The organism is Clostridium sp. AF29-8BH, assembly GCF_003478145.1.
Taxonomy (GTDB): Bacteria; Bacillota; Clostridia; order Lachnospirales; family Lachnospiraceae; genus Otoolea; species Otoolea fessa.
Genome location: NZ_QUEL01000040.1, coordinates 1 through 8,212 on the forward strand (window position 1 = coordinate 1; position 8,212 = coordinate 8,212).

Annotated in this window: 6 protein-coding genes; all 6 read right to left on the reverse strand. The window is 52.0% G+C overall.

Annotated elements, in window-relative coordinates; all coding sequences use genetic code 11:
- Positions 1-134: 134 nt before the first annotated feature.
- Positions 135-908: a glucose-1-phosphate cytidylyltransferase gene (rfbF, locus tag DWZ16_RS14845; RefSeq protein WP_118523146.1), complete on the reverse strand. Its 774-nt coding sequence runs from the start codon at positions 906-908 to the stop codon at positions 135-137.
- 26 nt (positions 909-934) lie between these two features.
- Positions 935-2,398, reverse strand: coding sequence for a hypothetical protein (locus DWZ16_RS14850; protein ID WP_118523147.1), 1,464 nt, complete (start codon positions 2,396-2,398; stop codon positions 935-937).
- Positions 2,395-3,330: a glycosyltransferase family 2 protein gene (locus DWZ16_RS14855; RefSeq protein WP_022360066.1), complete on the reverse strand. Its 936-nt coding sequence runs from the start codon at positions 3,328-3,330 to the stop codon at positions 2,395-2,397. The genes DWZ16_RS14850 and DWZ16_RS14855 overlap by 4 nt, the downstream gene beginning before the upstream one ends.
- 16 nt (positions 3,331-3,346) lie before the next feature.
- Positions 3,347-5,536, reverse strand: coding sequence for a hypothetical protein (locus DWZ16_RS14860; RefSeq protein WP_118523148.1), 2,190 nt, complete (start codon positions 5,534-5,536; stop codon positions 3,347-3,349).
- A 78-nt stretch (positions 5,537-5,614) separates the two neighbouring features.
- Positions 5,615-6,250 carry an SIS domain-containing protein gene (locus DWZ16_RS14865; protein WP_107000695.1) on the reverse strand — a complete coding sequence of 212 codons (636 nt, stop codon included), beginning with the start codon at positions 6,248-6,250 and terminating at the stop codon, positions 5,615-5,617.
- Positions 6,251-6,284: 34 nt separating this feature from the next.
- Positions 6,285-8,212: hypothetical protein (locus tag DWZ16_RS14870; RefSeq protein WP_118523149.1), on the reverse strand; the 1,928-nt coding region annotated here is incomplete at its 5' end.

Sequence of the window (8,212 nt, forward strand, 5' to 3'; positions counted from 1 at the left end):
TACTGTTCACGGGTAGGCACTTTTGGAACCGAAAGTGCCGTAAGAAAACGTGGTGGCAGCAGGAATTTGCCGTATTTAAATGCGAAGCCACGGCAAATTCCGTTACTGGGCACGTATGCGTGTACAGTAACATATTATTTCCACAGCTTCCAGGGCGCATTGCCTTCCTGCCACATCTGTTCCAGCTGCATCTTGTCACGCTGGGTATCCATACATTTCCAGAAACCGTCGTGGCGGTATACCATCAGCTGTCCGTCCTTGGCAAGCTGCTCCAACGGCGCTTTCTCAAAGACGGTATCATCGCCCTCGATATAGTCAAAGACGCCCGGTTCGAGTACCATGAAGCCGCCGTTGACGATCTTGCCGTCATCATCGTTCTTCTCACGGAACTCGCGGATGTGTCCGTCGCTGTCAACATCCATGACACCGAAACGCTGTCCGATGTTGACGCCGGTCAGGGTCGCGATCTTGCCGTGCTGCTTGTGGAATGCCACCAGCGCGTCCAGATCCACGTTGGAAACGCCGTCGCCGTAGGTCAGCATGAACGTCTCATCCCCAATGTAATCGCGGATACGTTTGATACGACCGCCCGTCATCGTGTGCAGTCCGGTATCGACCAGCGTCACGCGCCACGGCTCGGAATAATTGTTATGCACCTGCATCTCGTTCTTCGCCAGATCGAAGGTCACATCCGACGTATGCAGGAAATAATTGGCAAAATACTCTTTTACTACATACTGTTTGTAGCCCAGGCAGATCACAAAATCATTGAACCCATACTGGGAATAGTGCTTCATGATATGCCAGAGAATCGGCTGTTCTCCGATCTCGATCATTGGCTTTGGTTTTAAATGGCTTTCCTCGCTGATTCGTGTGCCGAATCCACCCGCTAATATTACAACTTTCATTGCACTTCTCCTTCTGTCCATCGTTTTTATCGAAATATATTCAAATGGTTTTCTTCCAAAATTCTCATCGCATCCCGCACTGCATCCGGGTCGTTATGCAGGTAGGTTTCCAGATCCTCATCGCTCGCCGTCCGGTAATTCAGTCCCAGCTCCCTTGATACCTGTAAATATGCCTTCCGGTACGGCGCTGTCCGGATTTCTGCCCGGGTTGTCCATGCATTTCCAAAGACCGTCAGCACGGTAAATGCCAGCATACAGACCTTTAAAGGTGTGCGTACTGCCCGTTTCTCCGGCGCGCGTGTTTTCGCCTTATCTGCCTCTGTTTCCTGCGCCTTTTCCCGGCACATACTCCAGACGAGTGCAAACGTAAGCAGAATTCCTACAATTCCCATCTGGTACTGTATCTCGTACCGCGAGGACATCCCGTACTCGTCCTTCAGGAAAATCCACCGCGCCGCCAGCACCAGCAGATGGTTACAGCCGCCGCTGAGAACCAGCAGAAGCGGAAAAATAGTCTTTTTATAAAGCTGAAACCGCACATTCAGATACAGTGCCAGCAGATACGAAACAAACACTGCCAGCCCCAGCAGATACACCAGATGCAGCCGGACAAACCAGGGGCTTCCTGCCTCCAGCTCCTGAATCTGCGCCACGCCGATCACCGACGATGCCACCGCTTTCAGCAGAAACCGCAGGAAAAAGAGTGGCTGGGCGGCAAATTCCTGAGCGATTGAAACATCAGTCACTGCTCCACGGTGCACGTAAACTGCCTGTGAACTGCTCCAAAGATATAATACCATCGCAAAAACCGTTGTCAATGCCCCGATGCACCAGGTTCTCCGGCACTTTCGGCTCCAGGAGCGGCTGCTTGTTTCAGCACCACCGCTCCGATCCGCCAGCCACAGTGCGCCGTATGCCAGCACCAGAATCACCGCATAGCCGCCGCTGTACGGTCCTGCCACCAGCACGACCAGCAGGATCGGCAGAATTGCCAGAAGCACCCGGTCAGACATATTCCGGCACCGGGTCGCCGCTGCATGGTCGAGGACTGCAAAATGGAATAAAAACCCGGAGATCGACAGAGTGCAGACCCAGCCGGTCCCGTTCGTCATCATTTCCCATTTATTCAGACTGAAATATACAAACTGAATCAACAGGAAGGAAAGATAGCCGACCGAGCGGTTCCGCTCTGCGTAGAGCGACAGCACCGCCGCGCCCGCACCCAGGCTCAAAACACCCAGAATCATGTCAAAATACGTATTATAGCCAAATAGTTTCACATTGATGATGCGCCCCAGATACGTGATCGGAACGCGCGTCAGGATATCCGGTACAAAGAATTTCGCCGGATTTGTCACATCCGGCAGATACGAATTGATCAGCCGGATATAATCCGAATACGCCACATTGTCCGAGGCATGAAATATATACCAGATATAAAACAAAATCCCCAAAATAACCGGAAGCCCTAAAAATACACGGCGTTTCATCCGTTTCTCCTCTTTAAAATGCTCAGCTGGTTCAAGTAAAGTTCAAATAACTGACGGTGTTTCTTCGTAATAACCTCCAGAATCACACCACTGATCCACAACAGGAACGAAATCACATAGAGTCCGGAACACGCGATCAGGGTCGGGAACTTCGGCACCATGCCGGTTGCCAGATAGCCGCTGAGCACCGGCGCGAAAAATGCCGTTGCAATCGCAAAACAAATGAGTCCCAGCCATCCAAAGAACGCAAATGGCTTGTAATCCCGGAAGAGTCTCGCGATCGTGCGTAGCACCTTAAATCCATCCGAAAACGTATTTAACTTTGACACACTTCCCTCCGGGCGGTCACGGTATCCAACCGGGATCTCCACCAGCTTAAAGTTCTTGTCCAGCGCATGGATGCTCATCTCCGTCTCAATCTCAAATCCGGTCGAAAGAATCGGGAAGCTCTTGACAAATTCATAGTTAAATGCGCGCGCGCCTGTCATGATATCCTTGATATTGCTCTTGAAAATCAGGTTGATAAGCCCACGCACCAGACGATTTCCCGTATTGTGGAACGGACGCTTATTTTCGGTAAAATACGTCGAAGAAAGGCGGTCGCCGATGACCATATCCGCTTTCCCCTGTAAAATCTGGTCTGCCAGCTTTCTCGCGTCCTCCGCCGGGTAGGTGTCATCGCCGTCCGTCATGACATAGCACTCCGCGTCAATGTCGCGGAACATGCTGCGGATGACATTTCCCTTGCCCTGCTGGTATTCATAGCGCACAACCGCGCCTGCCTCCCTGGCAATCTCATCCGTGTGATCCGATGAATTATTGTCATATACATAGATCGTTGCCTCCGGCAATGCCTCGCGGTAGTCCTTGACCACCTTGGCAATCGTCTGGCCTTCATTATAACACGGAATTAATACCGCTATCTTGTCCATTTTTCTCCTCCCGTTTTCACTCTTCCACCGTTTTGGCGGACCATTCCGGATTGATCACAACAGCCCGTTTTGTCTCAGCTGTACTTACCAATTCCAATTTTATCTCTCTCTGAAGCCCTGTCAGATCAAGCTGTACTTCCATCGGTTCATATTCCTTCTGTCCCGCCTGGATCACAGCAGCCGTCCGGCTGTTTGTCCCATCCGAGGCGATGATTTCCACTTCAAATGGCTGCTTCAGCACCCAGTAGTCCGGATCACACAGAACCGCCCGGATAGTCGGATGATCGTCCCCGCTGGTATTCTCCCAGCGCCATTCTGGTACTTCTTTTTCCGGTTCCTGTGCATCCATGAAAATCTCCTGTGTGCGGTACCAGCAGTTTTCGCGTCCATGCGCCATCTCAAGCCCTGCCAGTGTAAAGGACTGGCTGCCCTGCAGGATTGTTTCCTGATACTCCATATCATGCACGTACCATCCCGCCTCATTCATCCATTCCAGATAGCTTTCCAACGTCTCAAGTCCCTGCGGGATCATGTCATAGACGCCCTCGCCTGCCTCCATCGCCTCCTCGATTTCATCGATATAGGCGTCTTTCTGCTCCGAAAGCTCATTGACGATCGAATACCGGTTCCAGACCGGCACATCTTCGCCCGCAAGCCGCGCATAACTTCCCACATCCGACCAGGTCAGGAAAATACGGTCAATCTTGGAACGTTCTTCCGGTGTAAACAGCTGATGATCGTGAAATACGTAAGGCAGGTTGCTGTGGATACTCTCACGGCTCACCGCCCGCATCGCCCATTCCCCGCCGTTCCAGACACGGGTGTAAGCATCGTAAGCGCGCCCGGCGTAAACAACTATAAACATAATCGCAAATACAACGCCGCCTGTCAGCCTGGGAGAAATGGAAGCCATTCCCTGCAGCACCAGGCACCCGCAAAGCATTCCGGCAAATAAGATTCCGCCCATAAAATAGCGGCTGTGTCCCGTCGTTGCCGCCCAGAGAATAAAGGATGCGGCATACAGCAGAAATAGGGTTCCCGTCCTGCTGCTGACCCGCTTCCAAATCCAGCAGAGCCCGGCTCCCGCCGCTCCCAGATACATCAGCGCCAGATCCAGGTTGTATTTCGCCGGGAGCTCACTCAGGCGGTAATCTGGATGCCGGATCATCGAATATGCCCACAAAAGGAACTCTTTTATGTTGCTGGGTCCCCATCTCGGATCCTTAAAGTCCATTTCCCCAAAATATGGCGAATGAAACAGGCTGTTGTAATAAGGATAAACCGGATTTTTCATCGCTATCCCATTGTAAATCAGGTACACACTGACGGGAATCATCCCCGTCACCAGGCATCCCAGAAACAGCTTCGGCGTCAGATACTTCCGGATTTTCCACAGATACAGAAGCACCAGCGGTACCAGATACACGATATTCGTCATCTTGAGGCAGAACAGGATTCCGCCAAACAGGCAGAATAAAACCGCCTCGCGCTCCCACTTCGCCTCATCCAGACCGCGCAGAAGCAGAAATACCATTTCCAGCAGAAACGGCAGTGCCAGAAGCTCGACCATGTAGCTGCCACTCTCCTGAATCAGCTCCAGACGGCTGACAATCAGAAATGCAAGTACCGGCGCAAGATGCTTCAACCAGCTGCATGTTCTTTCCAGCCGGCCTGCCTCCATGCTCAGGAACACCGTTACCTGCCGATAAATCACAAGCATCGCCAGCGCATTTAACAATGTCCCCATCCGAAGCCCAAAAAGCGCCCTGAATGGATAAAACATCCGGTCGCCCAGCCGGAAACCGAACATCTGGAACCGTCCCGGTATCACATGATAATGAAGGTTGTCCACAAATCCGGGAATCTGCGACAGCAGGTGATAGTTCTGCGTATCATAGCTCTGATCCGGGGCAAATCCCTTGACCGAAAAAAATGCCAGGATGAACAAACTTCCCGCTATAAAAAACGGACTCACTCCCGCATGGTCCCGTTCAAATCTTCCGATTGCCGCCATGACTGCACCGCATAAAACGAGCGCTGCCGCCCGCGACAAAATCGTTCCCTGTGGTACATGTAAAAGCCATGCCAGAAGATCCAGCACTTCCAGCCACCAGATAAAAAGCGTATAGGCAAGCAGCACTGCAAAACTGCGGGTACTGACTCTCCATTTTGCCGTTTTGTCCGCCGGCCTGTTTCCAAATAACATACTTTTCCCTTGTAATCATCCAGTTTTTTTCATGAACCTGCTGAATCATTACTTCCTTTCCATGAAACAAAATATATCTTAAAAGAAATATTCTTCCAGCATCAGGCACAGTGCATGGTACACCGGAAGATGCAGCTCCTGAATCTTAAATGTCTCCTGCTCCGGCACGACAATCGCAGTGTCGCTGTACCCACGGATCCGCCCGCCGTCGCGTCCCAGAAGCCCGATAACCTTAAGCCCCTTTGCCTTTGCCGTCACGGCTGCATACAGGACATTTTTTGAATTGCCCGAGGTTGAGATTCCGAGGAACACATCCCCCTCTTTTCCATATCCAAGCACCTGTTCCGCATAAGTCATGCTGCCGTCCACATCATTCATAAATGCGGTGGTCAGTCCTGCATGACCAGTCAGCGCGATCGCCGGAAGTCCCTGCTGCAGCTTTTCGGAAAGTTCCGCTCCCATCTGCGGATCCACCGTTTTCAGTGCCTTTTCTATCTCTTCCGAAACTGGGCGTTTCTTCACAAACCCCTTCATCAGCTCGCCCACGATGTGCTCCGAATCCGCACAGCTTCCGCCATTTCCGGCAATCAGAAGTTTTCCGCCGCGCTCATAGCACTCTTTCAGCGTCTCATACGCAGTGCGAATATCCGCTTTCACCGGTGCAAGAACCGGATAGCGGCTGATCAGCTCGTCTAGGTACTCGTATTCCTTCATGATTTCTATTTCCTCCTGTCAGTTTTTTCGATGTCTATTGAGCTTCTGCATCATAAAATAAATACTCCTGCTCAAACATTTCCAGATTGTTCTGCGCTTCTTCCTCCGGCACCGCTGTGTCGGATACCCGCGCAAGCATATTTCCATTTTCAAAAAACAGATCGGTCAGGCTGCCTCTGCGGATCAGCTCCCGCAGAAGATCCAGACTCCACTCCCAGCTTCCCGGTCCCAGATAGCCTGCTTCCGCGTAGACATAATCTGTCTTCGCATACGCCATATAGGTTTCAAACGCCTCCGGCGAGTTGACGAGTTCGACGTTGCCCCACGGCGATGTAATATCCTTATACGACTCCACATTGCACGGGAACTGCAAACAGTACGGATGCGTTCCAAATGCGATCACCCGGTTTTCCGGATCCTGCGACACTTCCTGCCAGATCAGCGTGTTTCCCTTTTCCTCTATCCGCGCCTGTTCCTGCGCCCGGTGATTGACACGCCCTTTATTCAGAAGATGAATCTCCGAAAATCCAGCCGTCCACGCCCAACTGCTGATCGCCGTGACAATCAGATTTAATACCAGCAACGGCGCCAGGCACTTCGACGCGAGCGGATAAAAGCCGATTTTCTTAAAATACACCATCGCCCGGCATACCCCCAGAATCAGCATAGAATACAGAAGCATGAAATAATTTCCGTCGATCTGGTAAAGCATCGACAGGCTGATCAGGCTGACGATCACAAATGGGAAGAAAATTACCAATGCCGCGTTCCAGATATGGGACTGCTCATCTCCCTTTTTGGAGAAAATCCCATAAAGCACCAGCATCACAATCAGCACCGCCATCAGCGAGGTTCCCCACGCCAGAATTACATGCCCCATATCTTCACCCTGCGGCTGCATCAGCATCTGCCAGATGCGCCGCGCCAGCACATGAAGCGTTGATTCCTCCTGATAATTCTGCGGCAGCTCCGAGGTGGCAAATGGGTATTTCATTTTAAAACCAAACCATGCAAAAATCGAAGTAAACACCGAAGTGACCGGCATTCCCGTGATCTTCATCGTCCGCGCCCAGATACCGACCAATGCCCCAAACGGCAGGCATAAGGAGCCAATCAGGCGGACCATATGGTGAAACAGGTCAGCCGCCGCCCCGCGCTCATGAAACCAGAACCACAGAAGGTACAGCCCCATCATGCCAAATACGGCAGTGGAAAAGACCAGGGAGGTCGGCTTCATCGTGAGGGACAGGAAATAGGAACCGGCTGCCCCGGAGAGGAATATCCAATGATTTTCATACACATGAATATACTGAAAGAAACATCCCAGCATGATAAGCTGCAGCAGCCACGTAATCAAATCCGCCTTGGCTGTGAGCGCCATATTCATGATGCCCGGCACCGAAACCGTCAAAACAGCTGCCATAATTCCCGGCAAGACGCTTCGATACGTTAGTTTCTTCTCTGTTCCGGCTTCCCGGCTCTCTTTCCCACGTTTTCGATCGCCCGTCAACATCACCGCATTCCAGACCATCGCCCCGATTCCCAGAACTGCCAGCCAGAGGTTAAAGAACGTCAGGTAGCTGTGACTCGCCAGATCGCAGAGCGGCAGAGTCAGCACCTCAAAGCCCTTCGAATACACATAGACCATGCCGACCAGCCCCGGATTCTCATACAGCCCGGTTCCGCCTGCCACAATGTACTGGGAACGCACACCATACCAGAGTGTATCAAAGTCGAGTGCGATATTCAGGCGTCCCACCTGAATCAGGAACATCAGGACACACCAGCCAGCCGCCAGCGTCCATGCCCGGCGCACCCGGCGCGGTATTTCCCGCGATCCCCCGCTGCCAGCCGGTTTGTTACTGTTCACGCATACGTGCCCAGTAACGGAATTTGCCGTGGCTTCGCATTTAAATACGGCAAATTCCTGCTGCCACCACGTTTTCTTACGGCACTTTCGGT

Coding starts and splice junctions, on each gene's coding strand:
- rfbF (WP_118523146.1), bottom strand. CDS start 908: ATGAAAGTTGTAATATTAGCGGGTGGATTCGGCACACGAATCAGCGAG.
- DWZ16_RS14850 (WP_118523147.1), bottom strand. CDS start 2,398: ATGAAACGCCGTGTATTTTTAGGGCTTCCGGTTATTTTGGGGATTTTG.
- DWZ16_RS14855 (WP_022360066.1), bottom strand. CDS start 3,330: ATGGACAAGATAGCGGTATTAATTCCGTGTTATAATGAAGGCCAGACG.
- DWZ16_RS14860 (WP_118523148.1), bottom strand. CDS start 5,536: ATGTTATTTGGAAACAGGCCGGCGGACAAAACGGCAAAATGGAGAGTC.
- DWZ16_RS14865 (WP_107000695.1), bottom strand. CDS start 6,250: ATGAAGGAATACGAGTACCTAGACGAGCTGATCAGCCGCTATCCGGTT.